This window comes from Nitrobacter sp. TKz-YC02, from assembly GCF_049852135.1.
In the GTDB taxonomy this organism is placed as follows: domain Bacteria; phylum Pseudomonadota; class Alphaproteobacteria; order Rhizobiales; family Xanthobacteraceae; genus Nitrobacter; species Nitrobacter vulgaris.
Genome location: NZ_CP180728.1, coordinates 3387207 through 3410417 on the forward strand (window position 1 = coordinate 3387207; position 23211 = coordinate 3410417).

At 61.2% G+C, this 23211-nt stretch carries 26 protein-coding genes; 17 read left to right on the forward strand and 9 right to left on the reverse strand.

Annotation, left to right across the window (positions count from 1 at the left end):
- Positions 1–115: 115 nt before the first annotated feature.
- The 5 genes from cysD to ACM561_RS16305 all read left to right on the forward strand — a co-directional run bounded on the left by cysD (position 116) and on the right by ACM561_RS16305 (position 6512).
- A complete protein-coding gene (gene cysD, locus ACM561_RS16285; protein ID WP_425906404.1) occupies positions 116–922 on the forward strand; it encodes a sulfate adenylyltransferase subunit CysD in 807 nt (268 codons plus the stop codon).
- A gap of 26 nt (positions 923–948) precedes the next feature.
- Positions 949–2874 carry an adenylyl-sulfate kinase gene (gene cysC, locus ACM561_RS16290; protein WP_425906406.1) on the forward strand — a complete coding sequence of 642 codons (1926 nt, stop codon included), beginning with the start codon at positions 949–951 and terminating at the stop codon, positions 2872–2874.
- Positions 2875–3172: 298 nt separating this feature from the next.
- Positions 3173–5359, forward strand: a complete 2187-nt coding sequence (locus tag ACM561_RS16295; protein WP_425906408.1) for a malate synthase G — start codon at positions 3173–3175, stop codon at positions 5357–5359.
- A gap of 251 nt (positions 5360–5610) precedes the next feature.
- Entirely contained in the window at positions 5611–5976 is a 366-nt protein-coding gene (locus ACM561_RS16300; RefSeq protein WP_425906410.1) for a DUF883 family protein, read from the forward strand.
- A gap of 98 nt (positions 5977–6074) precedes the next feature.
- Positions 6075–6512 carry a hypothetical protein gene (locus ACM561_RS16305; protein ID WP_425906411.1) on the forward strand — a complete coding sequence of 146 codons (438 nt, stop codon included), beginning with the start codon at positions 6075–6077 and terminating at the stop codon, positions 6510–6512.
- Positions 6513–6545: 33 nt separating this feature from the next.
- On the opposite strand, the gene ACM561_RS16310 is transcribed toward ACM561_RS16305, so the two are convergent.
- Both ACM561_RS16310 and ACM561_RS16315 read right to left on the reverse strand, forming a co-directional pair.
- Positions 6546–6932 carry a hypothetical protein gene (locus ACM561_RS16310; protein ID WP_425906413.1) on the reverse strand — a complete coding sequence of 129 codons (387 nt, stop codon included), beginning with the start codon at positions 6930–6932 and terminating at the stop codon, positions 6546–6548.
- A 212-nt stretch (positions 6933–7144) separates the two neighbouring features.
- Positions 7145–7951 (reverse strand): response regulator, encoded by an 807-nt coding sequence (locus ACM561_RS16315; protein ID WP_079448038.1) that lies wholly within the window; start codon positions 7949–7951, stop codon positions 7145–7147.
- A gap of 238 nt (positions 7952–8189) precedes the next feature.
- On the opposite strand from ACM561_RS16315, the gene ACM561_RS16320 reads away from it, so the two are divergent.
- Together ACM561_RS16320 and ACM561_RS16325 are read left to right on the forward strand one after the other, a co-directional pair.
- Positions 8190–8408 carry a NepR family anti-sigma factor gene (locus ACM561_RS16320; RefSeq protein WP_079448133.1) on the forward strand — a complete coding sequence of 73 codons (219 nt, stop codon included), beginning with the start codon at positions 8190–8192 and terminating at the stop codon, positions 8406–8408.
- Positions 8408–8953, forward strand: a complete 546-nt coding sequence (locus ACM561_RS16325) for a sigma-70 family RNA polymerase sigma factor (protein WP_079448039.1) — start codon at positions 8408–8410, stop codon at positions 8951–8953. The genes ACM561_RS16320 and ACM561_RS16325 overlap by 1 nt, the downstream gene beginning before the upstream one ends.
- A 110-nt stretch (positions 8954–9063) precedes the next feature.
- Here the strand turns inward: ACM561_RS16325 and ACM561_RS16330 are convergent, their stop codons facing one another.
- From ACM561_RS16330 to dapF, 3 genes are all read right to left on the reverse strand, one after another.
- Positions 9064–10713, reverse strand: coding sequence for a CHASE domain-containing protein (locus tag ACM561_RS16330; protein WP_425906416.1), 1650 nt, complete (start codon positions 10711–10713; stop codon positions 9064–9066).
- Between the two features lie 280 nt (positions 10714–10993).
- The gene (gene mtaB / locus ACM561_RS16335; RefSeq protein WP_425906418.1) at positions 10994–12262 is read right to left on the reverse strand and encodes a tRNA (N(6)-L-threonylcarbamoyladenosine(37)-C(2))-methylthiotransferase MtaB; all 1269 of its coding nucleotides are present in this window, start codon (positions 12260–12262) and stop codon (positions 10994–10996) included.
- Entirely contained in the window at positions 12262–13134 is an 873-nt protein-coding gene (dapF, locus tag ACM561_RS16340) for a diaminopimelate epimerase (RefSeq protein WP_425906420.1), read from the reverse strand. Before dapF ends, mtaB begins: the two co-directional genes overlap by 1 nt.
- 282 nt (positions 13135–13416) lie before the next feature.
- Between dapF and ACM561_RS16345 the strand changes: the two genes are divergently transcribed.
- The 9 genes from ACM561_RS16345 to leuC all read left to right on the forward strand — a co-directional run bounded on the left by ACM561_RS16345 (position 13417) and on the right by leuC (position 20903).
- Entirely contained in the window at positions 13417–14145 is a 729-nt protein-coding gene (locus ACM561_RS16345) for a GyrI-like domain-containing protein (protein WP_425906421.1), read from the forward strand.
- Positions 14146–14153: 8 nt separating this feature from the next.
- Positions 14154–14858, forward strand: coding sequence for an SIMPL domain-containing protein (locus ACM561_RS16350; protein WP_425906422.1), 705 nt, complete (start codon positions 14154–14156; stop codon positions 14856–14858).
- A 334-nt stretch (positions 14859–15192) separates the two neighbouring features.
- Positions 15193–16728 carry a signal recognition particle protein gene (ffh, locus tag ACM561_RS16355; RefSeq protein WP_079448044.1) on the forward strand — a complete coding sequence of 512 codons (1536 nt, stop codon included), beginning with the start codon at positions 15193–15195 and terminating at the stop codon, positions 16726–16728.
- Positions 16729–16806: 78 nt separating this feature from the next.
- Positions 16807–17139 carry a 30S ribosomal protein S16 gene (gene rpsP, locus ACM561_RS16360; protein WP_425906425.1) on the forward strand — a complete coding sequence of 111 codons (333 nt, stop codon included), beginning with the start codon at positions 16807–16809 and terminating at the stop codon, positions 17137–17139.
- 12 nt (positions 17140–17151) lie between these two features.
- The gene (gene rimM / locus ACM561_RS16365; protein ID WP_425906427.1) at positions 17152–17673 is read left to right on the forward strand and encodes a ribosome maturation factor RimM; all 522 of its coding nucleotides are present in this window, start codon (positions 17152–17154) and stop codon (positions 17671–17673) included.
- A 127-nt stretch (positions 17674–17800) separates the two neighbouring features.
- Entirely contained in the window at positions 17801–18517 is a 717-nt protein-coding gene (gene trmD, locus ACM561_RS16370) for a tRNA (guanosine(37)-N1)-methyltransferase TrmD (RefSeq protein WP_425906428.1), read from the forward strand.
- Positions 18518–18741: 224 nt separating this feature from the next.
- Positions 18742–19137: a 50S ribosomal protein L19 gene (gene rplS / locus ACM561_RS16375; RefSeq protein WP_425906430.1), complete on the forward strand. Its 396-nt coding sequence runs from the start codon at positions 18742–18744 to the stop codon at positions 19135–19137.
- Between the two features lie 149 nt (positions 19138–19286).
- Positions 19287–19418 carry a hypothetical protein gene (locus ACM561_RS16380; RefSeq protein WP_425906431.1) on the forward strand — a complete coding sequence of 44 codons (132 nt, stop codon included), beginning with the start codon at positions 19287–19289 and terminating at the stop codon, positions 19416–19418.
- Positions 19419–19496: 78 nt separating this feature from the next.
- Complete coding sequence (leuC, locus tag ACM561_RS16385) at positions 19497–20903, forward strand: 3-isopropylmalate dehydratase large subunit (RefSeq protein ID WP_425906433.1); 1407 nt, start codon at positions 19497–19499, stop codon at positions 20901–20903.
- Positions 20904–21141: 238 nt separating this feature from the next.
- Here leuC and ACM561_RS16390 read toward each other — a convergent pair whose 3' ends face one another.
- Entirely contained in the window at positions 21142–21519 is a 378-nt protein-coding gene (locus ACM561_RS16390) for a hypothetical protein (RefSeq protein WP_425906434.1), read from the reverse strand.
- A gap of 13 nt (positions 21520–21532) precedes the next feature.
- Between ACM561_RS16390 and ACM561_RS16395 the strand changes: the two genes are divergently transcribed.
- A complete protein-coding gene (locus ACM561_RS16395) occupies positions 21533–21751 on the forward strand; it encodes a hypothetical protein (RefSeq protein WP_425906436.1) in 219 nt (72 codons plus the stop codon).
- Positions 21752–21851: 100 nt separating this feature from the next.
- Here the strand turns inward: ACM561_RS16395 and ACM561_RS16400 are convergent, their stop codons facing one another.
- The 3 genes from ACM561_RS16400 to ACM561_RS16410 form a co-directional block, all read right to left on the reverse strand.
- Positions 21852–22163: a hypothetical protein gene (locus ACM561_RS16400; protein ID WP_425906438.1), complete on the reverse strand. Its 312-nt coding sequence runs from the start codon at positions 22161–22163 to the stop codon at positions 21852–21854.
- 139 nt (positions 22164–22302) lie between these two features.
- A complete protein-coding gene (locus ACM561_RS16405) occupies positions 22303–22632 on the reverse strand; it encodes a hypothetical protein (protein WP_425906439.1) in 330 nt (109 codons plus the stop codon).
- 214 nt (positions 22633–22846) lie between these two features.
- Positions 22847–23179: a hypothetical protein gene (locus tag ACM561_RS16410; RefSeq protein WP_425906441.1), complete on the reverse strand. Its 333-nt coding sequence runs from the start codon at positions 23177–23179 to the stop codon at positions 22847–22849.
- Between the last annotated feature and the right edge of the window lie 32 nt (positions 23180–23211).

The following is a 23211-nucleotide window of genomic DNA, read 5'->3' on the forward strand; positions in this document are numbered from 1 at the left end:
ACGAGATGCATCTTCTCAGCCTCCGGAATCCGCAATTCTGGCGGCCGCTGACTTTGACGATCAGCGGCACAGCCGTCGACTGTGAACGACGAAAAACGAAGTTAAGGAGCAGGCCATGCAGCCTGGAATGGACCATCTTGATGCGCTTGAAGCGCAGAGTATCTACATTTTCCGGGAAGCGTTTGCCCGCCTGAAAAAGCTCGCGCTGCTGTGGTCGCTGGGCAAGGATTCCAACGTGATGATCTGGCTGGCGCGCAAGGCCTTCTTCGGCCGGGTGCCGTTCCCGGCGTTGCACGTGGACACCGAGAAGAAATTCCCCGAGATGTACGCATTTCGTGATCGCTACTCGAAGGAGTGGGACCTCGACCTCAAGGTTGATTACTGCCCGCCGGTCGAAACGATCGACCCGACCTTGCCGCCCGCCGCACGCTCCGCGGCGCGCAAGACCGAGGGGCTGAAACTCGCCCTCAACAAATATGGCTTCGACGGACTGATCGCTGGCATCCGCCGCGATGAGGAAGCGACCCGCGCCAAGGAACGGGTGTTTTCGCCACGCGGCACCGAAGGCGGATGGGATGTGCGCGACCAACCGCCCGAATTCTGGGATCAGTTCAATGCCTCGCCGCCTCCCGGCGCGCATTTGCGGATCCATCCGATCCTGCACTGGACCGAGGCGGATATTTGGGCCTACACCAAACGCGAGAACATCCCGATCATTCCGCTCTATCTGGCGAAGGAGGGCAAACGCTATCGTTCGCTCGGCGACGCCGACATCACCTTTCCTGTCCCTTCGACCGCATCGAGCATCGACGAGATTCTGATCGAACTCGAGGGCACCAAGATTCCCGAACGCGCCGGGCGCGCGCTTGACCACGAGACCGAAGACGCTTTCGAGCGGCTTCGTGTCGCCGGCTATCTCTGATCTGAATCGAATCGAGCGCTTTTCCAATGAACATGATCGCACCTAACCTCGCGTCGAACGCTGCCCTCTCGACGCCCAACGGCACGACCCGCCCGCAGGTCCGCATCGTCATTGTCGGCCACGTCGATCACGGCAAGTCAACGCTGGTCGGGCGGCTGCTGCACGAGACCGGCAGCCTGCCCGATGGCAAACTTGAGATGCTGAAAGCGGTCAGCACCCGACGCGGTATGCCGTTCGAATGGTCGTTCCTGTTGGACGCCCTGCAAACCGAGCGGGATCAGGGCATCACCATCGATACTACGCAGATCCGTTTCCGTACGCGCTCGCGCGACGTGGTGCTGATCGACGCTCCCGGCCATGCCGAATTTTTGCGTAACATGATCACCGGCGCGGCACAGGCCGACGGCGCAGTGCTCATCATCGACGCGCTGGAAGGCGTGCGCGACCAAACGCGGCGGCACGGCTATCTGCTGCATCTGCTTGGCATCAAACAGGTCGCTGTCGTCGTCAACAAGATGGACCGCGTCGATTTCAGCGCGGAACGCTTTGGCGCCATTAGAGATGAAATTTCAGCACATCTGACCGGCCTCGGCCTCGTTCCGACAGCGGTCATTCCAATCTCGGCCCGCGACGGCGACGGCGTGTCCGAGCGGACTGCGAAGATCGGCTGGTACAGCGGTCCCACCGTGGTCGAGGCCATCGATGCACTGCACCCGGCGCGACCGCTCGACGAACTGGCGCTGCGCCTCCCCGTTCAGGCGATCTACAAATTCGACGATCGGCGAATCGTGGCCGGGCGTATCGAGTCGGGCGGCCTGACCGCGGGCGACGAGATCGTGATCATGCCGGCCGGAAAGATCGCAAAGATCCGCAGCGTCGAAGGCTGGCCCTCGAGTCCGGAAAGTGCGCAGGGGGCCGGCCGCTCGGTCGGCATCACGCTCGACCGCGAATTGTTCGTCGAGCGCGGGGATGTCATTGCCCATGTGGGGTCGGCCCCGCGCGATACCCGAAGGATACGGGCACGCATCTTCTGGCTGCACGAGCAACCGCTCGCAGCTGGCGCATCCATTCTACTGCGGCTCGGCAACAAGGAAACGCGCGCCGTCGTCGTGGCCATCGAGAAAGCCGTCGATCCCGGCGAACTCTCGAGCGAAGAAACCAAGGCGATCGCGCGCAATCATGTCGGTGAAATCGACATTTCGCTATCGCAGCCTCTCGCCGCCGACCCGTATGTCGACAACCCCCGCACCGGCCGCCTCGTGATCGAGGTCAACGGCCGCATCGCCGGCGGCGGGCTGGTGCTCAGCGTCGACGCAGGACAGCGCGCGGCTCCGGTCGACATCGTGCCGGTGGAATCCGCGCTGCGGCCCGACGAGCGCTCCGCCCGCTATCGTCACAACGGCGCCGTCGTCTGGCTGACGGGATTGCCGGGCTCCGGTAAATCTACGCTGGCCCGCGCGCTGGAGCGAAAGCTGTTCAGCGACGGCGGCTCGCCGATCCTGCTCGACGGCGACACGCTGCGCGCCGGACTGAACGGCGACCTCGGTTTCTCGCCGCAGGATCGCACTGAGAACATCCGCCGGCTCGCCGAAGTCGCCACGCATCTCGCGCGCAATGGTCACCTCGCGATCGTCGCTGCGGTCTCCCCATCGCGCGAGGATCGTGCCGCGGCGCGGCGCATCGCCGACAGCACCTTCCGCGAAGTCTATGTCGCAACGCCGGCTGACGTTTGCGAGCGCCGCGATCCCAAGGGGCACTATGCGAAGGCGCGCGCGGGTGTGCTGCATGGCTTCACCGGCATCGGAAACGACTATCAGCCCCCGGAGACGGTGGAACTGACGATCGATACCTCGTCCCGCACGGTGAGTGATGCCGCCGATGAGATCGAGCAGATGCTGATCAGAACCGGCGTTCTGTTCGACGAACTGACCGACGTCGCCGCCAACATCTGAGGCCGCGAATACTGGGCCATAGCCGCGGACCCTGCGCGGCTATGTATCGGCTTGTCTCGGTCTATAGCGTTTTCGAGCGAAGTGGATACCAGTTCGCGTGAAGAAAATGTGTCAGATCAAAATCGTAGAGTTCCGCTTCTGGCTCCATCAGAAGCGGAAAGGCTCTAAGACCATTCAACTCGTGTGAAGGGCTTCTCACGGCGTCGGCTTTGGCGCTAAATGACGGCCGAGCGCCCGTATTTGGGCGACCGACCGGCCTTGAAACAGCGCAGCCGTTTCTCGCGAGAAGCCCGCCGACATGACCCGAATTGACGCCCACGGACTGAAGATCGCGCCCGTCCTGTTCGATTTTGTCGCCGAGGAAGCGACGCCGCGAACCGGCGTTACGCCCGATACGTTCTGGGCCGGACTTGCCGCCATCGTCCGCGATCTCGGACCGAGAAACCGCGAGTTGCTCGCGGTGCGCGATACGCTACAGGCGAAGATCGACGGGTGGCATCGCGCCAATAAAGGCACGCCGTTCAACATGGGCGCTTACACGGCGTTCCTGGCGGAGATCGGCTATCTGCAACCAGAGCCGGAGACGCGGCGGGTCGAGACCGCCAATGTCGATGACGAGATCGGGAAAATCTGCGGCCCGCAACTGGTGGTGCCGCTGACCAATGCGCGCTACGCGCTAAACGCCGCAAATGCGCGCTGGGGCAGCCTCTACGATGCGCTGTATGGGACCGACGCCATTGCGCACGAGGCCGACGAGGCCAAAGGCTATGACAGGGCGCGCGGCAATAAGGTCATTGCGAAAGCAAGGGCTTTCCTCGATTCGGCAGCGCCGCTTTCGAATGGCGCTCATGCTGACGTCGCAGGCTACAGCGTGGTCAACGGACAGCTGTCGGTCAAACTCAAAAACGGCGACACGACTAGTCTGATGAGGGAGTCGCAGTTCGCGGGCTACCAGGGCGATGCGCGTACTCCATCCGCGATCCTGCTCGTCAATCACGGTCTGCACATCGATATCCGGGTCGACCGCGCCCACCCCATCGGCAAGGATGATCCCGCCGGCGTCGCCGACGTGATCATCGAGGCTGCCATCAGCACCATTCTCGACATGGAGGATAGCGTCGCCGCTGTCGATGCCGACGACAAGGTTCAGGTGTATCGTAATACGCTCGGCCTGATGAACGGCACCCTCACTGACACTTTTGAAAAGGGCCGCAAGACCGTCACCCGCGCCCTCAACCCCGATCGCCTCTACACCGCACCGGACGGTGGACAACTCACGCTGCACGGACGCAGCCTGCTTTTGATCCGCAATGTCGGTCACCACATGTTCACCGACGCGGTGCTCGATCAGAGCGGCGCAGAGATTCCGGAAGGCCTGCTTGACGCAGCGGTGTCAGGCCTGCTCGCAATTCATGATCTCAATGGAGTTTCGCAGACGCGGAACACCCGTAGCGGCTCGGTCTACCTGGTCAAGCCGAAGATGCACGGCCCCGACGAGGTAGCGCTGACCTGCGAATTGTTCGCCCGCGTCGAGACGATAATCGGATTGCGGGAGAACACGCTCAAGATCGGCATTATGGACGAGGAACGCCGCACCACGGTCAACCTCAAAGCCTGCATCCAGGTCGCATCGAAACGCGTCTGCTTCATCAATACAGGCTTTCTCGACCGCACCGGGGACGAGATTCACACCTCGATGGAAGCGGACCCGATGATCCGCAAAGACGAGATGAAGGCGCAGCCATGGATCAAGGCCTATGAGGACTGGAATGTCGACATTGGCCTGATCGACGGCCTGCCCGGCCATGCTCAGATCGGCAAGGGCATGTGGGCCGCGCCCGACAGGATGGCGGACATGCTGGCGCAGAAAATCAGCCACCCGCAAGCGGGCGCCACCACTGCATGGGTGCCCTCGCCGACCGCGGCGACGCTGCACGCCTTGCACTACCATCAGGTGGACGTGCCGAGGCGTCAGCGAGAGCTGAAAGCCGGCGGCCGGCGCGCCAGGCTGTCCGATCTCCTCACGATCCCGGTATCTCATTCGAACTGGGCGCCCGAAGACGTGAAGCAGGAAATCGACAATAACTGTCAGGGCATTCTCGGCTACGTGGTGCGCTGGATCGATCAGGGCGTCGGCTGCTCGAAGGTCCCGGACATCCACGACGTCGGCCTGATGGAAGATCGTGCTACGCTGCGGATTTCCAGTCAGCATTTGGCGAACTGGCTGCATCATGGCGTCGTCACCAGCGATCAGGTGATGGACTCGCTCAAGCGCATGGCCGTCATCGTTGACGAACAAAACGCAGGCGATCCTCTCTACAAGCCAATGGCTCCGAATTTCGACAGCGTGGCTTTCAAGGCGGCCTGCGATCTGGTGTTCAAGGGCCGCGAGCAGCCAAACGGATATACCGAATACATCCTGACCGAACGACGGCGCGAGGCCAAGATGGAGCGCGTTGGATTGACGGTACGATCCTGCGAATGACCTGGCGGGTCTGCCAGGGCAGCTCGCTCGTCACGCCATTTGCGCGCCGATACGGCGCACGGTTTATGCCTCTCGACGCGGCCGTCTGCTCCGATCAAACGAGTCGGCTGGAGTCGGAACGCCGTTAAGGTCAAACTTTCCTAACAATACCTCGCTCGATCCGTGTGGCACATGACCCGCCAGCCTCGTTGCGGAACTTTAGCCGCAACAGCACGTTGGGGTTCATATCCCTCAGTTTTCAGGAGCGTTGGATGGCGAGCGATGGCGATGCGATAAAAAACCTGACCGACAAAGCGACCTATGACAGGCTCGAGAAAGATTTATCAGCCGTAAAGAACGAGATCACTGCATTAGCCGATCAAGTCTCGGACGCGCTCAATACGCTGACCGGCTCCGCCAAGAAGCAGGCCCGCCGCGGGTACAGGCAGGCGAGGGCGAATGTCGATTCCGTTCTCTCCGATGTCTCCGATCGCGGCAATGCAGCGCTTGATGCTGCGCAAAGCGCCGTCACGACCATCGAGGACACCCTGGAAGAGGCCATCCAGCAGCGCCCGCTCGCGACAGTGGGGCTCGCGGTGGGTCTGGGATTTCTGATCGGCGTCACGTGGCGTCGATGACCGTCTAGACGAATCCATTAAAATTCTGCCGATGGCCCACACCCGGCCGATCGCGCCAATGGTTTCAATAAATGATTTCGTTTCAGATGAGGCATTGAATGTTTCAGCGGACAATCGATGACTTCAAGGAAAGCGCAGGCAGTGCTATGCGGCTGACGTGCCTGGCCCTGGTGGCTGCGTTTGCGGCCTTTGTCACGATCGTGTTCCTTTGCGCAGCCGCGTTCGTCTTCGTTTATCAAAACTACGGCTTGATCGAAGCGTGTCTGAGCGGGGCAGCGATTTTCTTGCTGATCACTTTGATCGCAGTCGTAACGTTAGTGATTCGACGAAAGGCCGCTAAGAAACGAGCGGCACAACACGCTAAAGCCGCGACGCAGAACTTTCTCGCCGACCCGATGGTCGTGGCGGCGGGGCTCCAGCTGGCACGCGCAGTCGGCGTGAAGAAGCTGATTCCGATCCTGGCCGTCGGCGGCCTGGCGCTCGGGCTGTTCGCTCGGGGACGTAACCGCGATGACGGGACTGATAGCGGAGACTAGTGTCCACCAGGAAACTAAGTCTGACGGCACCCCTCATGTCACGCAGCGACCAGGCTGAAGCTGTTTTGCAACCTCCGTCAGCGTACTCACCACCGGTTCGCATGCGATCGTTCGCTTGACTCGCATCGCGGGCGCGTGATGCGAGTCTCGCTTCGTCGTGTGATCGGTCACTTCCTGACCGGAGCTTCTCGGAATCCGGAATACGATTGACATACGCGGCAGGCTTTCCATCCTAATAGAAATGGTGCGGCCGATGGCGTGTGGAGATGGGACAATGCCGCGATCGGACTTGACGGCTCGATAGACCGCGGCATTCGCGTCGGGGCTGGCCGCCTGATGGCCTGACTCAAGATGCACCGCGCCCAATGACAGGGTCGCCGCCAGACCGGCGAGAAATCCTGCGGATGTCTGAAACATCATTGTCGCCTCTTCCCTCAAGCTATCGCGCTCGCGGATCTGAACCGCCAGCAACAACGCCGGTCGGCAGACTTCGTTCACTGATGTTTTGAGAAAAAACCGGAGCGGAACGCCTGTCAGCACCCGCATTGCCTTGACCACCGGTTCTTTCAAATCGACCGGCGATGACGATGTCGTTGATGAATCAGCCGCGTCCTTCCGCGGTGGTTACCACGTCACGACGCAGCGGCACGAGGCTCGCGATTGCGCGAATTCCGTTGGAAGAACAGCGCCTGACTGGCTACTGCCGAAACCATGGCGGGTTGGAACGGTTTCGAGATGAGGAACGCCGGCTCGGGCCGCTCGCCGGTCAGAAAGCGTTCGGGATAGGCTGTTATGAAGACAACGGGCACCTCGACCACGCGCAAAAGTTCGTTGACAGCGTCCAATCCCGAACTGCCGTCAGCAAGTTGGATATCAGCCAGAATGAGGCCCGGCTCCTTGGTCTTGGCGAGGGCGATCGCGTCGGCGTGGGTACGTGCAACACCGATCACACGGTGCCCTAGATTCTTGACGAGACTTTCCAGATCCATCGCAATAAACGTCTCGTCCTCGATAATGAGGACGTCCGTTGCGATTTCCGCCGCCATTTCGCGGCCGGCGATACCACTCAGCTTGCGGACTTCAGCGACGTCGACTTCCAGAACAAACGCAGCCTCCTCCTCCGAAAAACCTTCCAGCGACAGCAGCAGGAACGCCTGACGGGGAAGCGGGGTGATATTCGTCAACCGGCGCTCTGTCGGCGCGAGCGTCGGTACCTCGTCGGCGCCTCCGTTGATCGAGACTGAATTCCAAATTCGTGTGAACAGTCGGAACAGACCGGCGCGCGGCCCGTGCTGTTCGTCAAGCAGCGTCGGATCCTGAAGCAGCGCCTCTAACATGGCGCCGACATAGGCGTCACCAGACGCCTGGCTTCCTGTCAGGGCGCGTGCATAACGGCGCAAAAGCGGCAAATGTTCAGCAACGACCTGTGATCGAAACATTCCCGTCCATCCTTTTCGAGATAACTCATGCTCGGGACCACAAACCGTCCGGCGTAAGCACTGCAAACGCCGCATCCCGGCCCCCCTCGCCTATCTACTCCCGAGCATCACAAAAGTTCCCCGGACCCGGAACTTTCGCATCATCATTGAATTAGGCTTTCATACGAGTTCCGTGGAAGCGGCGCGAAATACAGGAATTTCCAGTATTTTCAATATCTTGAAACTCGGGCGCGAAGTCATGAAAGATTCAAAGCCATCACCCGCCAAAGACGGCCTCAACGCCGAGATTCAATCCCGAATCGGCCATCAGCTTCGCGCCATGTATGACGACGTCGTGAGGCAGGGTGTTCCCGACCGGTTTGCCGAATTAATTCGAAAGCTCGATGCATCTGAGCCCGGGAAACCACACATAACCCCAACGGGCGATCTCGATGCAAAAAATGACGGGAGGGACTAATGCCTCTCACAGATTCATTACGCGAGGAAATTCTGGCATCGGTGCCGAACTTGCGCGCTTTTGCGATTTCGTTAAGCGGAAATGGCGATCGAGCCGACGACCTCGTGCAGGAAACTCTGCTCCGCGCGCTTGCTAATATCGATTCATTTCAGCCAGGATCGAACCTTCCGGCATGGCTGTTCACGATCCTTCGCAACCTGTTCCGCTCCGACTACCGCAAGCGGCGGCGGGAGGTCGAGGATTCAGATGGCAACTATGCGAAAACGCTGAAATCGCAGCCGAGCCAGAATGCTCACCTGGAGTTCGAAGAATTTCGGGCGGCGCTCGATAAATTGCCGCAGGACCAGCGGGAGGCTTTGATCCTCGTAGGGGCTTCAGGATTTTCCTACGAGGATGCCGCGAAGATCTGCGGATGCGCAGTCGGCACCATCAAGAGTCGCGTTAACCGCGCGCGATCGAAGTTGAGCGCCCTGCTTTATGTCGAGGGCACGGAGGATTTTGGACCCGACGACACCGTCAGGGCCGTAATCGGCAACGGCCGATAATTCTCGCCGCGCATCCAATGGCCGAGAGCGGTAGTGGCGGTCGCCGCTCATTCGGAGCTTGTCGAACCGGCTTTGGGATAAAACCTAAATCTGAGATGAACGCGGTTGAATCAAACTACTGGGTTCGAAATCTGCATCGTACGATCTCGCTCGGTCAAATCCACGACGGTGTCCATGGGAGCGGCGAGTTCATAGACATAGCTCACCTCGGTAAAGTACCGCTTGGAGACGCCGCCCAGCGCCTCCGGCGCAACGCGATCCAGCAGAATGATGCCAAAATCGCTATCCTCGCGTCTTGTCGCCGCACTGGTGTTGAATTCTTCCCACCGAAAATGAAATAACGCCTCGTCGGCCTCGCCCTCGATCCCCCAATGCACCACAATATTCGGATGCTTGCCGACCAGCGAGAGTCCCTCGTCGGAATGCGATGCCAGTTCGAAAAACAGCAATGAGAGACTCTGAGCCGCCCGCGCACTGACCGTGATATCAGGACCATGGATCGCGATGCGGTCGACGTGAGGGATGGCGCGAGCCTCGAACAATCCCCTCAATTTGACGCCCTGCCACTGGCTCTCGCTAAGCAGCGAAACCACATTGGACATGGCATGGATCCGGCCAATCAGCAATTCTCGGGCGACTTCGATGTCGGACCCGTGCCGCAGCGTACGCGTGACGATCGATTGAATCACTGCGAGAATGTTTTTGACACGGTGATTGAGTTCATCGATGACGGCGGTCAATCGCCGCTCGAAGCCGATCCGAACCTGAATCTCCCGGCTCAACCGCAAATTATTATAGGCGACATATCCGAACAGTCCGCAAATGATACTTGTCAACGCAAGACCGATCGCGGCCACCACCGCGGCCAGTTTTTGCGCGCGGTGCATGGCATTCACTTTCGGGTAATAGCCAAGCGACCAGTCCCTGCCGCCGAAGGTCACCGTCCGGAGCACCATCGGAACGGGATTAGCCCCCCACCCGAGACGCGAGGTGACATTGCCGCTGTCATCGGCAATCAATTCCGAGCCTGGGTTGCGCGGATCTTTCAGGACGACAGAGAATAGCGACAGTTCATCATTCGTCAGCATCAAGGATGCCAGTTTATAGGAGAAAGTAACGAAGCCGGCGGCTGTCTCGCTTTCCTCCTGGAAAACCGGTGTTGCGATGACCAACCCGATCGGCCCGTCCCGCCCCATCAGATTGAGTGGATCCGATACGACGGAAGTCTTGGTCTGCAGCGCTCGGGCGAACATCGGCCCCAAGATCGGATGCTGGTCGAGCGAGCGGCCCAAGAAGGCCGAGGTTTGCGCGTTTTGCGGTTCGACATCCATTATCACGTCGATCGGTTTGTCGAGCGACTGCAGATCGCGCGGGGTGTCGTCAAAACTCCGGATTTGAGAATCTGGAAATCCAGCCGCCGCCAGGACAGCATGAGCCTGCTGAAATTCGCTTGGCCGAAGACATGCAACCCAACCGGCAACGACAAAATCAGTCTTGAAGGCATAGATCGACGCACGCAATGGGTGGAGCACGTTGGCCTGCACCGCGGATGGCGACCGGAACAGCCCCGAGGCGACACGCGCCAAAAGCTCTCGTTCGATGAGACGCTCCTGAACCAGACTGGCGTGGACGTCGATGGCGCGCGACAGCGCAATGTTGTCGATCGCCACCTCCTGATCATAAGCCCGCCATGCCGCGAGACCGGAAAGAAAAATTCCGATGACGGCGACGAACCCAATGACGAAACCCAGCCGAACCACGCGCCTACCCGGAGATCAGGAAAATAACCATTCGCAACATTGGCCGGCCTCACCATTAACAGCAGCGTCCCGCCCTGACGATGCATGACATCAATCGTGCCGCGCCAGCATGGTTCCGCCTCCAGTTGCAAAAGCCGGGGACGATCGTTAACGGAGTCCGGCCAGCCGACCGTTCTACTCACCATGATGAAAGGTCCGCTCGCCCTCATTCGTCTGTGGCGATGCGCCTCTCCGCGAGGCGCGAGGCTCAGTCATCCAAATCGTTTTCGGGGGAACAAGATCAAGGCAGCAGCCGAGTACCATCGTGCCCTGAAAATCTCATCATTTGCACGGTGCCGGGCTCGGCTCCCACAATTGCGACCGGCAGAAAATGCTCGGTACGGCCTTGGATGGCGCTTTCGATCAGCACTCGGCGCGTCGCACCGACTTCCGCCGCGAGCCGCCGCCGCAGCGCCGCGCTCGCCGCCGCCCGCAACTGCCTGGCGCGATCCCTGATCACCTCGGCCGCGACCGGCGGCATCCGTGCCGCAGGCGTCCCCGGCCGCGACGAATATGGAAACACATGCAGGAAGGTGAGATCACATTCGGCAACGAGGTCCAGCGACCGCGCGAACATGTCGTCAGTCTCAGTCGGAAAGCCGGCGATGATGTCGGCACCGAAGGCCACGTCCGGTCTTAGCCGCCGCACCTGCGCGCAGAATTCGATGGCATCGCGGCGCGAATGCCGCCGCTTCATCCGCTTCAGGATCATGTCGTCTCCGGATTGCAGCGAGAGATGCAAATGCGGCATCAACCGCTCCTCGTTCGCGATGACATCCAGCAAATCGCGATCCGCCTCGATCGAATCGATCGACGAGATTCGGAGCCGCCTCATCTCCGGCACGTGCCGCAGGATCTGTTTTACCAGTCCGCCCAGCCGCGTTCCGCTCGGAAGATCGGCGCCATAACTTGTGAGGTCGACACCGGTCAACACGATCTCGGCGTGACCGGCCTCGACGAGCGCGCGGACCTGATCGACGACCGCAGCCATCGGCACCGAGCGGGAATTGCCGCGTCCGAAGGGAATGATGCAGAAGGTGCAGCGATGATCGCAGCCGTTTTGTACCTGCACAAAAGCGCGTGGCAGTCCGCCTTGAAAGCCATCGACGAGATGCGGCGCCATCTCGGTCACCGCCATGATATCGGCCACCGCGATTTTCTTCTCGGCCGTGATTTCCACATCAGGCGCGGCTAATGCGACCTGTGCGGCACGCCACGCCTCACTCCGCATTTTGTCATCGTTGCCAATCACGCGATCGACCTCGGCCATCTGCGCGAACATCGCCGGCTCTATCTGCGCGGCGCATCCGGTGACGACGATGCGCGCCGAAGGTCGCTCGCGCCTTAAGCGGCGGATCGATTGCCGTGTTTGCGCCACGGCCTCGTTGGTCACAGCGCAACTGTTGATGATGACGACCTCATCAAGGCCAGCATCTTCCGCGTTGCGACGGATGACTTCGGATTCGAAGGCGTTGAGCCGGCAGCCGAAGGTAATGACGTCGACTGACACTAGGCCACCGACGCGAACAGCGCCGGATCGAAGGTGCCTTCATATTCGAATACGGCCGGACCGGTCATCAGCACATGATCGTCGCGCTCGCGCCATTCGACGGTCAGGCTGCCGCCGGGAAGCGCGACATGGACGATGCGATTGGCCCGCTTGAGCCGCACCGCCGCCACCGCCGTTGCGCAGGCAGCTGAACCACAAGCCTTCGTCAGGCCCGCGCCCCGCTCCCAGGTCCGCATCGTGATGTGATCGCGATCTACGATATGCGCCAGCGTGATGTTGGCGCGCTCGGGAAAGACCGGATGGTTTTCCAGCAGCGGCCCGAAACGGGCGAGATCGTAGACATCGATGTCGTCGACCCAGAAGATCGCGTGGGGATTACCCATGCTAACCACGGACGGCGAATGCAGCACCGGTGCGTCGATCGGCCCGATTTGTAACTCGATATAGCGGGTATCGCGAAACTCCTCGGCGAGCGGAATGTCCCTCCAGTCGAATTTTGGCGATCCCATGTCGACAGTGTAGAGACCAGGCGCGGAGCCTCGCCAGCAGCTCAAAAGACCGGCGCGCGTTTCGAAGGTCAGCGCGGCCTTATCTGTCGCCTCGAAGATCTGGCGCGCCACGCAGCGCATGCCGTTGCCGCACGCATTGGCTTCCGAGCCATCATTATTGTAGATGCGAACGAAGGCCTCGGTGCCTGATGTCCGCGGGGGTTGCAGAACCATCAATTGATCATAGGGAACGCCCGCCGGTGATGCGACAGCACGCGCCTCCTCGGCCGTGACTGCGGCTGAGCTGTCGCGAAGATCGACAACGACGATCTCGTTGCCGATCCCATTCATCTTGCTGAAAGCATGATTTGCGAGCGCGCCCATTGGTTTTCCAGTTTCCGGCGTTCATTTTCCGGCATCCGCCTTCCGCGACTTTATATGGCGAATGCGCGCCAGTTGACCAGTGTCACTCACGACCGCCATCGCTAACGCAAATCCGTGTCGGCGCCCCACACCCGCCACGATGCGGCATGACATATCTGTTTTGTTCTGTCATGGGATGAACGTCAGCGTCGCGTGTTAAGCATCGTAATAAATCAGCCCGTAACAGCGGCTAAGGACCGGGTCTCGCGGACATCGGCCAGCACGACCAGGGAGACCCTACCAATGAATCGTCCCCGCCCTTTTTGCCGATTCGCGATCGCAATGATCCCAGCGACCTTGATGTTCGGGCTCTCTGCCGTGATGGCCGAGACGCCGCCTGCGACACCTCCCGGCGCGACTGCGCCGGCCGCAGAGGCTCCACCAGCCACACCTACCCCACCCGGAACGACGACACCGGCCACGCCGGTCCCGCCCCCTGCCGAAGTGCAGACGCCGAAAAATCCGACCGCCGAAGCCCCGAAGCCGCCGTTGACCGCGCCCGTGCAGACGGCCGACCCTTTCGGCGAAGAACATACGCTGGCCCCGAAGACCGTCCTGACGTTGCGCAACAACGCCACCTGGGAAAACGCATTCGAGACGCTCATTGATTCGTTCAAGTCGCTGGCCGCCGTTCTCGACAAGCAGGGCGTCAAGCCTGCCGGCAACATGATGATCGTCTATACCTCAACGGACGATAACGGCTTCTCGTTTCTGGCGGAAATCCCCGTCGATCAAGAGATCAAGGATCTGCCCAAGAACGTCAGCATGGGCAAATCACCGGAGGGCAAGGCGCTGAAGTTCGTACATCGCGGCTCCTACGACAACATGGACAACACCTATGAGGCGATTACGAATACCCTCGACGACAAGAAGCTTGAGGCCAAGGACACCTTCATCGAGGAGTACAAGACCGATCCACTGAAGACCGAGGAAGACAATCTGATCATTGATGTCTATGTCCCGCTGAAATGAGAACCGTCATGCAGAACCGGATCCAGCTCGCCATCGCCGCTGCTACTATCGCCGCTTTGATCTCGGTGCCCGCGCAAGCCGATGTGCCACCACCAGCAATCTCGGTAACCGGCGAGGCCACAATCTCCGCGCCGCCCGATCTTGCTCAGATCGAGGCCGGGGTCACGACCGACGCCAAGAATGCGCGCGACGCGTTCGAAGCCAACAATACCGCCATGGGCAAAGTGCTCGCAGCGCTGAAAAGCGCGGGCATCGCCGAAAAAGACTATCAGACCTCGCAGTTGTCGCTGCAGCCACAATTTACCAATCAAAATCGCTCGGGATCCAACGTCCTCTCCGGCTACCGCGCCACCAACCGCGTCACCGTCAAGCTGCGTGACATCAGCAAAATGGCCGGGGTGATCGATGCGGTCACCGCGGCCGGCGCCAACGACATCGGCAGTATCAATTTCATGGTCTCCAACGCATCGAAGCTGCTCGACGACGCGCGGGCTGAGGCGATCGTCGACGCCCGGCGCAAGGCGGAGATCTATGCCAAGGCTGCGGGCGTCTCGCTCGGCGGGCCGATCAGCATTGCGGAGCACGGGAGCGCGGTGCCGGTGATGTACCGCCGTGCTGCGGCGCCGATGGCCGCGGAGGCCGCCATCGCGCCCGGCGAAGAAACGCTCCGCGTGACGGTCGGCGTCTCCTGGGAGATCAAGGAGGCGCCATAAGGCGCGGCCCGCCCGATCAGCTTGACTCGGGCAGGCCGGTGCCTGTAAATCCGCCCGAACTCTCGAAAAGACTTCCTTTTCGACCCGCCGACCGGCCGCAGGGGCCGGAGGTCAACGCCCGACAGCGCTGTGCGCCCTCGGGCGTAGTTGTGTTTTGGAATGACTGTTGATTTTGGCGATCACCTAAATCAACACGCGATAGCTCTGGGGTGAGCGTTTCCTCCCGCGAATCCCGCGGACGAGTTGAGCGCGATACCTAGGTCCCCTACCGCCGTGAAGACGCGGCGACCTCTCCCCGCAGAAGAGCAGGGCGAGGTAAAAAGGAAAAGCAGGCATGTTCGACAATCTGTCGGAACGGCTCGGCGGCATTCTCGATCGGCTGACGCGGCGCGGCGCGCTGACGGAAGCCGATGTCGATGCCGCCATGCGCGAGGTGCGCCGGGCACTGCTGGAGGCCGACGTCTCGCTCGACGTGGTGCGCAGTTTTACCGACAAGGTCCGCGAACAGGCGGTCGGCGCCACCGTCGTTAAGTCGGTGACGCCGGGCCAGATGGTGGTGAAGATCGTTCATGACGAACTGATCGCCACGCTCGGTTCCGATGGCCAGACCATCGATCTCAATGCCGTGCCGCCGATCATCATCATGATGGTCGGCCTGCAAGGCTCGGGCAAGACCACCACGACCGCGAAACTGGCGCGGCGGCTGACCGAGCGGGATAAACGCAAAGTCTTGATGGCCTCGCTTGACATCTATCGTCCGGCGGCGATGGAGCAGCTCGCGGTGCTCGGACGCGATCTCGACATCAAGACGCTGCCGATCGTCGCAGGGCAAAAACCTGAACAGATCGCTCGCCGCGCGCTGGAGGCCGGCAAGCTCGGCGGCTACGACGTGGTGCTGCTCGACACCGCCGGCCGCACCACGCTCGATGACGAGATGATGTCGGAGGCGGCGAACATCAAAACCGCCGCCCACCCCCACGAAGTGCTGCTAGTCGCGGATTCGCTGACCGGACAGGATGCGGTCAATCTCGCGCGGTCGTTCGATGAGCGCGTCGGCCTCACCGGCATCGTGCTGACCCGCGTCGACGGCGACGGTCGCGGCGGTGCCGCGCTGTCGATGCGTCAAGTCACCGGCAAGCCGATCAAGCTGATCGGCACCGGCGAAAAGACCGACGCGCTGGAGGATTTCCATCCCTCCCGTATCGCCGGCCGCATCCTCGGCATGGGCGACGTGGTCTCGCTGGTCGAAAAGGCTTCCGCCAACATCGATGCCGAAAAAGCCGCACGCACCACCGAAAGGATGCGCAAGGGCCAGTTCGACCTCAACGACATGCGCGAGCAGTTGCTGCAGATGTCCAAAATGGGCGGCATCTCCGGCCTGATGGGCATGATGCCCGGCGTCTCAAAGATGAAGAACCAGATGGCCGCGGCCGGTCTCGACGACAGGATCATCAAGCGTCAGGTCGCCGTGATCGACTCGATGACACGGCAGGAGCGCAAGCATCCCGAAATCCTCAAAGCCAGCCGCAAACGGCGCATCGCCGCCGGCGCCGGCCAGAAGGTCGAGGAGATCAACAAGCTCCTCAAGATGCATCGCGGCATGGCCGACATGATGAAGATGATGGGGACCGGCAAGCGCGGCCCCCTCGCCGGCATCGCGCAGGCCATGGGCTTCGGCGGCGGCATGCCGAGTCCCGAGCAGATGAAAGCGCTTGCGGAGAAAATGCCGAAAGGCGCGGATGGCCTGCCGCAATTGCCGAAGGATCTGCCGGCCGGATTGCGCGGTGGCCTGCCAAATCTTCCCGGTCTCACCGGACTGACCGGCAAGCCGACGCTGCCCGGTCTCGGCTTCCCCCGGAAGAAGAAATGAGACGAACGGCTTCACACATTTCGCCAACGCTATAACGACACAACGAACTCACCAGACAGACTTCAAAAGGAGAACCTTATGCCCGTCGTGATCCGCCTCGCCCGTGCCGGCACCAAAAAGCGGCCGGTTTATCATGTCGTCGCCGCGGATTCGCGTTATCCGCGCGATGGCCGTTTCATCGAACGGCTCGGCCATTTCAATCCGTTGATGCCGAAGGACAACGCCGACCGGCTCAAGCTCGACCTCGACAAGGTCAAGGCCTGGCTCGCCAAGGGCGCGCAGCCGTCGGACCGCGTCGCCCGTTTCCTTGATGCCGCCGGCGTCAAGAAGCGCACGCCGCGCAACAACCCCGAGAAGGCCGTGCCGCGCAAGGAGCGCAAGGCGCAGGCCGAAGCCGCCGCGAAGTCCTGAGGCTGAAGCGGCATGACGGCGCGCGTGTGCGTCGCCCGGATCGGCGCCGCGCATGGCCTGCGCGGCGAGGTGCGGCTGTGGACGTTCACGGAAGACCCGATGTCGGTGACGCAATACGGCCCGCTCTCGACGAAAGATGGCGCGCGGCAGCTTGAAGTAACGCACGCGCGCGCGGCCAAGGATCACCTCGTTGCAACGCTCACGGACGTGACCACGCGCGAGGAGGCCGAGCGGCTCAACGGCGTTGAACTCTACGTCGCACGCGACAAGCTGCCCGATACGGACGAAGGCGAATTTTACCACGCCGATCTCATCGGTCTCGCCGCCTTTGATGCGGCGGGCGCGACGATCGGAACGGTCGCCGCGATTCACAATTTCGGTGCGGGCGACATCATCGAGATCGCGCTTGCGCACGGTCCGACCCTGATGCTGCCGTTCACCGACGCCGTGGTGCCGACCGTGGACCTCGCCGGCGGGCGCGTGGTGATCGAGATGCCCGGCGAGATCGAGGGCGAGGAGCCGGATCAGGCGTGACATACCCGGCGGGTGCTTCGTATTCTGCCGTCATCGCCGGGCTTGATCGGGCGATCCATCGTTTGATGGATACGCGGGTCAAGCCCACGTATGACGCCGTTACGTGATTGTCTCCTGGTGCTAGTCCATGTGGCGCGCGACTGTCCTGACCCTGTTTCCAGAGATGTTTCCGGGGCCACTCGGCATCAGCCTCGCCGGAAAAGCGCTGACGACCCGCTTATGGGCGCTCGACATCCACGACATCCGCAGTTCCGCCACCGACCGCCACCGCAGCGTCGATGATACCCCAGCCGGCGGCGGCCCTGGTATGGTGCTGCGTGCCGACGTGCTAGCCAAGGCCATCGACTCAGTGGAGACCTCGCCGGACCGACCGCGCCTTCTGATGAGTCCGCGCGGTCGGCCATTGACCCAGTCGCGGGTGGTGGAACTCGCGGCCGGTCCTGGGCCCCTGATCGTCTGCGGACGCTTCGAAGGGGTGGACCAGCGGGTCATTGAAGCCCGCGGGCTCGATGAGGTGTCGATCGGAGATTATGTGCTGTCGGGAGGGGAACTCGCGGCGCTGGCGCTGATCGACGCTTGCGTCCGGCTTTTGCCGGGGGTGATGGGCAAGGCGGAATCGAGTGAGGATGAAAGTTTTTCGCACGGGCTTCTCGAATATCCCCAGTACACTCGTCCGCAGGAGTTCGAGGGCCGGCAGATCCCGGACATTTTACTGTCCGGCGACCACGCCAAGGTGGCCGATTGGCGAAGAGCCAAGGCCGAAGCTTTGACGGAGACGCGCCGTCCGGACCTCTGGGCGACAAGGAACAGGCAAAATCCGCCAAAAAGCAAGACAGACGGGTGACAACGCGCCCGCTTTGCCGTATAGGAGCGCAAATCCGCGCAGCGAGCATTTTCAGGCAAAGTGGAATCCGGTTTGCCTTTAGAAAATGCTCTAGCTCGTTGAGCTGTGCGTATTCTTTTCGCAAAACCGGGTATCCACTTTTGCGAAATGCGCGCCACTGGACAGACGAATTCCGCGCAGCTCCCTCAAACGGCCGGAGGGGCGCGCCGCCGATGGAGATTTCGATGAACATCATTCAGCAGCTCGAAAAAGAGCAGTTCGACAAGCTGTCGGCGACCAAGACCATTCCGGAGTTCGGCCCCGGCGATACCGTGATCGTCAACGTCAAGGTGGTAGAAGGCGAGCGGACCCGCGTGCAAGCCTATGAAGGCGTCTGCATCGGCCGCTCCGGCGGCGGACTCAATGAGAGCTTCACGGTCCGCAAGATTTCCTACGGCGAGGGCGTCGAGCGCGTGTTTCCGGTGATGTCGCCGATGATCGACTCGATCAAGGTGGTGCGCCGCGGCAAGGTGCGTCGCGCCAAGCTGTACTATCTGCGCCAACTGCGCGGCAAGTCGGCCCGCATCGTCGAAAAGCAGGACAAGCAAGATAGACCGGACAAGAAGGCCGCGACGAACTGAGCGCTCGCCGCCTCGCCTGCCACAATATCCGAAAGCGCGGCACAGGCCGCGCTTTTTTGTTGCGGCGAACCGGTCTCCACTTCGCCGGAAAATGTCCTATCTATCCGGAACGCGCCGCCGGTCGTTCGATTGTCGCGGCGGATGCGGCCATGGTAAAAGACGCAATGGTTACGGATCAGATCAGCAGCGACATCGGCCGGTTCACGACCCGCATCGTGATCGACGATCGCAGCCGTTTGCCAGGGCGTTTCTTTGGACGGTTCGCGACCTCGGCGACCTGACGCGGACGCCCTCCCGTCGGCGATTGTCCCGCGCGCGCTGCGCGACCCGTTTCAAGAATCCCAATTAGGTTCACGTCCATGTCCAAACCGACAACCCTGTACGACAAGATCTGGAACGATCATCTGGTGCATGAGGCCGAGGACGGCACCTGTTTGATCTACATCGACCGTCATCTTGTCCATGAAGTGACGTCACCTCAGGCATTTGAAGGCCTGCGCGTCGCCGGACGCAAGGTTCATGCGCCGGAGAAGACGCTCGCGGTGGTTGATCACAACGTACCGACCACCGATCGCTCAAAGCCCAATCCCGACCCGGAGAGCGCCGAGCAGATCGCCACGCTGGCGCAGAACGCCAGGGATTTCGGCATCGAGTACTACAACGAGTTCGACAAGCGACAGGGCATCGTTCATGTGATCGGCCCCGAGCAGGGCTTCACTCTGCCCGGCACCACCATCGTCTGCGGGGACAGTCACACTTCGACCCACGGCGCGTTCGGTGCGCTGGCGCACGGCATCGGCACTTCCGAGGTCGAGCATGTGCTGGCGACCCAGACGCTGATCCAGAAAAAAGCGAAGAACATGCGCGCAGTGGTCGACGGCAAGCTGCCGGACGGCGTCACCGCCAAGGACATCATACTCGCCATCATCGGCGAGATCGGCACCGCAGGCGGAACCGGCTACGTGCTGGAATATGCCGGCGAGGCGGTGCGCGCGCTGTCGATGGAAGGCCGCATGACGGTGTGCAACATGTCGATTGAGGGCGGTGCGCGCGCCGGCCTCATAGCGCCGGACGAGAAGGCATACGAATTCCTGAAAGGCCGGCCGAAAGCGCCGAAGGGCGCCAGTTGGGATGCGGCGATGCGATACTGGGAGACGCTGCGCAGCGACGACGGTGCGCATTTCGATCACGAGATCCGGCTCGACGCCGGCAGGCTACCTCCGATCGTGACCTGGGGCACCAGTCCTGAAGACGTGATCGCGGTGACGGGCAAGGTACCGAACCCCGCCGACATCGCGGACGAGGCCAAGCGGCTGTCGAAGGAGCGTGCGCTGCACTACATGGGCTTGAGCCCTGGCACGAGAATTACCGACATCAAGCTTGACCGTGTCTTCATCGGCTCCTGCACCAACGGTCGCATCGAAGACTTGCGCGCCGCCGCGAAGATCGCGGATGGCCGGACAGTCAACGGCCATGTCAACGCGATGGTCGTACCAGGCTCAGGGCTGGTGAAGGAACAGGCGGAGGCAGAAGGCCTCGACAAGATCTTCATCAAGGCTGGTTTCGAATGGCGCGAGCCTGGCTGCTCGATGTGCCTTGCGATGAATCCCGACAAGCTAAAGCCGGATGAACGCTGCGCTTCGACCTCGAATCGCAATTTCGAGGGTCGGCAAGGTTTCAAGGGCCGCACGCATCTCGTATCGCCCTCAATGGCGGCAGCGGCCGCAATCGCAGGACATTTCGTCGATGTCCGCGAATGGCATTGAGCGTTCTTTCGCTCAGTGGTGTTAAGCCGGCTCCGGACGACGGAGGGATCGATAACTCGAAAGAAAGTTATTGCCGCAGTTTGCGCGATGGTCTTGCACTCGACACCGCAATGAAGCACAACACAGCCGTGTGACCGAGGCGAGCGTGCCGCGTCGCTTTCTGTCGAACGAAACAGGTGCCCGGAAACCCCGTGCACATTCGTCTGGCAAAGCGGGCCTTCCGATCAGTTCCGCTCGATCACCGATCGAACAAGCTATCAACGAGGATGCGACGGCGAATCAAGCTTGCCTCAACTGGTGGGTTGCCTTCGCCGGAAAATTCCGTCAGTCGTAACGACGTCATGAAAACAGCCAAGACCAAAACCCCTGCCCGCAAGGCAGAAAAAATGTCGCGCCCATCCGGCAATACGAAGGCATCGGCAAAGACGCCCACAAGGACGCCTGCCAAGCTGGCGTCCGCAAAAGTCAAAGTCGCGAGGCCGGTGGAGGTCGTGAAGAGCAGCAGCAAGGCCGCGCCGCGTGCGGCTGAAAAGCCGATTGTGACCACGCCGCGCGATGCACTGACCTTGCCGCTGAAACCGGCTCCCACAATCACCGCGCCGATTCCGGCGCTCACGGCTGTGCCGCCGATGCCTGCCGCTACGACAACCAAACCGGTATCCCGTCCGGCCCTGCGTGCCGACGTGCCGCCCGAAGCCGGCTTTACGCTGCAGGTGGATGGGCATTTCAAAAACCAGTTCGAGACGCTGGCCCAGGCGAAGCAGGCCGCGACCGACTTAAAGTCACGTTTCCCGATCCTGCGTATCGAAATCTACGATGCGGCGAAGAAAGCGCGGTTACCGATCTGATCGGCATTGACACCGACTCCGACGACCTGGCGTCGGATTTGCCAGCCTACAGAGAAATATGCGGTCGCGATTTGGATGAGTTGCGACAGCAGCCCTCACCTCACCAGGACGGATCGAGGCCGTAGCCGAAGCCGAACGGAAAGAACGGAGTCGGTCCTCGCGGCACGTAGTAATCTGGCCGTCCATAGTAAGGTCGATAGGGGCCACGTACGTATACGCGTGCGCGATGATGCCTGTAGCGATTTTCATGGTGCGGACGATGGCTGCTCTGAGCCGAGCTGACCTCGGTCGGTGTCACTGGCTGCGTGGCGACAGCGCCCAAGCGAGGGGCGGCGTTCGCGCTTTTAACTAATGCGATGCCACACAACGCAACGATTGCCGCAGCGAGACTCACGCCCAGATATCTTTTCATGGCGATTTCTCCGTGGGTCGTATTTTCGTTATGACACTCTTTCTCAGGAGATCCGTGCCGCTTCAAAAAACAGGCCCGCATAGCGGGCCTGCTCGACCATGTACGGAGCTGGCTTTGCCATGAGCTCCAACCGGTATCATCAGTGCCAGTGACCGTTATGCTGGTGATGATGGTGGTGGTTATAGTGGTTATGATGGTGATTATAGTGATTATGATGATGGTGATGATGGTGATGGTTCCGCCAATGCTGCTGACGATGGCTTAGGTTCCGCCCATGGTGGCCGTGATGGTGATGATGGTGAGGCTGCCCGTTGACGTGGTGCACCTTGGTTGTCAGCTTGCCGGCGTCGCTTTGTCCGACAGCAATGCCCGGGCTGACCGGAGTCGCCGCCTGCGCCTGCTGCGCGGGAACCGCGACAATCAGAAGCGCGCCGAGAGCGGCCAGTCCTAGAATTTTCTTCAAAAACATTTAGACCTCCGTAGGTGGAACAAGTAACCGCGACGTCAGCAGATCATTCCATCGCCGCCGCGACGCGCGAGCGAGACGCGAGTGACAGGCTATGAGCGGGGAAGTGAACGCGACGTGAATATACCGGCGGCAAACATGCACTGTATGTGCGGTTAGCGTTACCGAATTCCCGCGATTCACGGCCATCCGGCAAAACCGCGCTTGGATCGAACAATCAGCCGTGGCGCCAGTAACAGTTCATTCTCGGAACGATCACGGTCCCGCTCGGTCGGAATTCCTGCACGTAATGCGCGGTGCAGTCGCGTACCGCGTCGGAACCCGGATTATAGCTTGGATAGACCCCGCGCTCATCCTCGCGATAGATCCGCACGCGCGGTCGCCGCTTGCGGGCGTGGGCCGACGTGTCAGACGATACGGCGCGATCCGTGCTCCGCGCGGTGGTTTGAGCCTGCGCGCTGTACATAAACAGCAACGTCCCCGGCACCAGCAGCAACAGCAGCGTCGCAGCTCCCGTCACAAGCCCCCCCGCTGTCATCCTGACATCCATGGCTGCGCCCCGATCACCCTTGCTCCCCGCGA

Excerpts from the sequence above, each read along its gene's own strand:
- cysD (WP_425906404.1), top strand. The coding sequence starts at position 116 with ATGCAGCCTGGAATGGACCATCTTGATGCGCTTGAAGCGCAGAGTATC.
- cysC (WP_425906406.1), top strand. The coding sequence starts at position 949 with ATGAACATGATCGCACCTAACCTCGCGTCGAACGCTGCCCTCTCGACG.
- ACM561_RS16295 (WP_425906408.1), top strand. The coding sequence starts at position 3,173 with ATGACCCGAATTGACGCCCACGGACTGAAGATCGCGCCCGTCCTGTTC.
- ACM561_RS16300 (WP_425906410.1), top strand. The coding sequence starts at position 5,611 with ATGGCGAGCGATGGCGATGCGATAAAAAACCTGACCGACAAAGCGACC.
- ACM561_RS16305 (WP_425906411.1), top strand. The coding sequence starts at position 6,075 with ATGTTTCAGCGGACAATCGATGACTTCAAGGAAAGCGCAGGCAGTGCT.
- ACM561_RS16310 (WP_425906413.1), bottom strand. The coding sequence starts at position 6,932 with ATGATGTTTCAGACATCCGCAGGATTTCTCGCCGGTCTGGCGGCGACC.
- ACM561_RS16315 (WP_079448038.1), bottom strand. The coding sequence starts at position 7,951 with ATGTTTCGATCACAGGTCGTTGCTGAACATTTGCCGCTTTTGCGCCGT.
- ACM561_RS16320 (WP_079448133.1), top strand. The coding sequence starts at position 8,190 with ATGAAAGATTCAAAGCCATCACCCGCCAAAGACGGCCTCAACGCCGAG.
- ACM561_RS16325 (WP_079448039.1), top strand. The coding sequence starts at position 8,408 with ATGCCTCTCACAGATTCATTACGCGAGGAAATTCTGGCATCGGTGCCG.
- dapF (WP_425906420.1), bottom strand. The coding sequence starts at position 13,134 with ATGGGCGCGCTCGCAAATCATGCTTTCAGCAAGATGAATGGGATCGGC.
- ACM561_RS16345 (WP_425906421.1), top strand. The coding sequence starts at position 13,417 with ATGAATCGTCCCCGCCCTTTTTGCCGATTCGCGATCGCAATGATCCCA.
- ACM561_RS16350 (WP_425906422.1), top strand. The coding sequence starts at position 14,154 with ATGCAGAACCGGATCCAGCTCGCCATCGCCGCTGCTACTATCGCCGCT.
- ffh (WP_079448044.1), top strand. The coding sequence starts at position 15,193 with ATGTTCGACAATCTGTCGGAACGGCTCGGCGGCATTCTCGATCGGCTG.
- rpsP (WP_425906425.1), top strand. The coding sequence starts at position 16,807 with ATGCCCGTCGTGATCCGCCTCGCCCGTGCCGGCACCAAAAAGCGGCCG.
- rimM (WP_425906427.1), top strand. The coding sequence starts at position 17,152 with ATGACGGCGCGCGTGTGCGTCGCCCGGATCGGCGCCGCGCATGGCCTG.
- trmD (WP_425906428.1), top strand. The coding sequence starts at position 17,801 with ATGTGGCGCGCGACTGTCCTGACCCTGTTTCCAGAGATGTTTCCGGGG.
- rplS (WP_425906430.1), top strand. The coding sequence starts at position 18,742 with ATGAACATCATTCAGCAGCTCGAAAAAGAGCAGTTCGACAAGCTGTCG.
- ACM561_RS16380 (WP_425906431.1), top strand. The coding sequence starts at position 19,287 with ATGGTAAAAGACGCAATGGTTACGGATCAGATCAGCAGCGACATCGGC.
- leuC (WP_425906433.1), top strand. The coding sequence starts at position 19,497 with ATGTCCAAACCGACAACCCTGTACGACAAGATCTGGAACGATCATCTG.
- ACM561_RS16395 (WP_425906436.1), top strand. The coding sequence starts at position 21,533 with ATGCCTGCCGCTACGACAACCAAACCGGTATCCCGTCCGGCCCTGCGT.
- ACM561_RS16400 (WP_425906438.1), bottom strand. The coding sequence starts at position 22,163 with ATGAAAAGATATCTGGGCGTGAGTCTCGCTGCGGCAATCGTTGCGTTG.
- ACM561_RS16405 (WP_425906439.1), bottom strand. The coding sequence starts at position 22,632 with ATGTTTTTGAAGAAAATTCTAGGACTGGCCGCTCTCGGCGCGCTTCTG.
- ACM561_RS16410 (WP_425906441.1), bottom strand. The coding sequence starts at position 23,179 with ATGGATGTCAGGATGACAGCGGGGGGGCTTGTGACGGGAGCTGCGACG.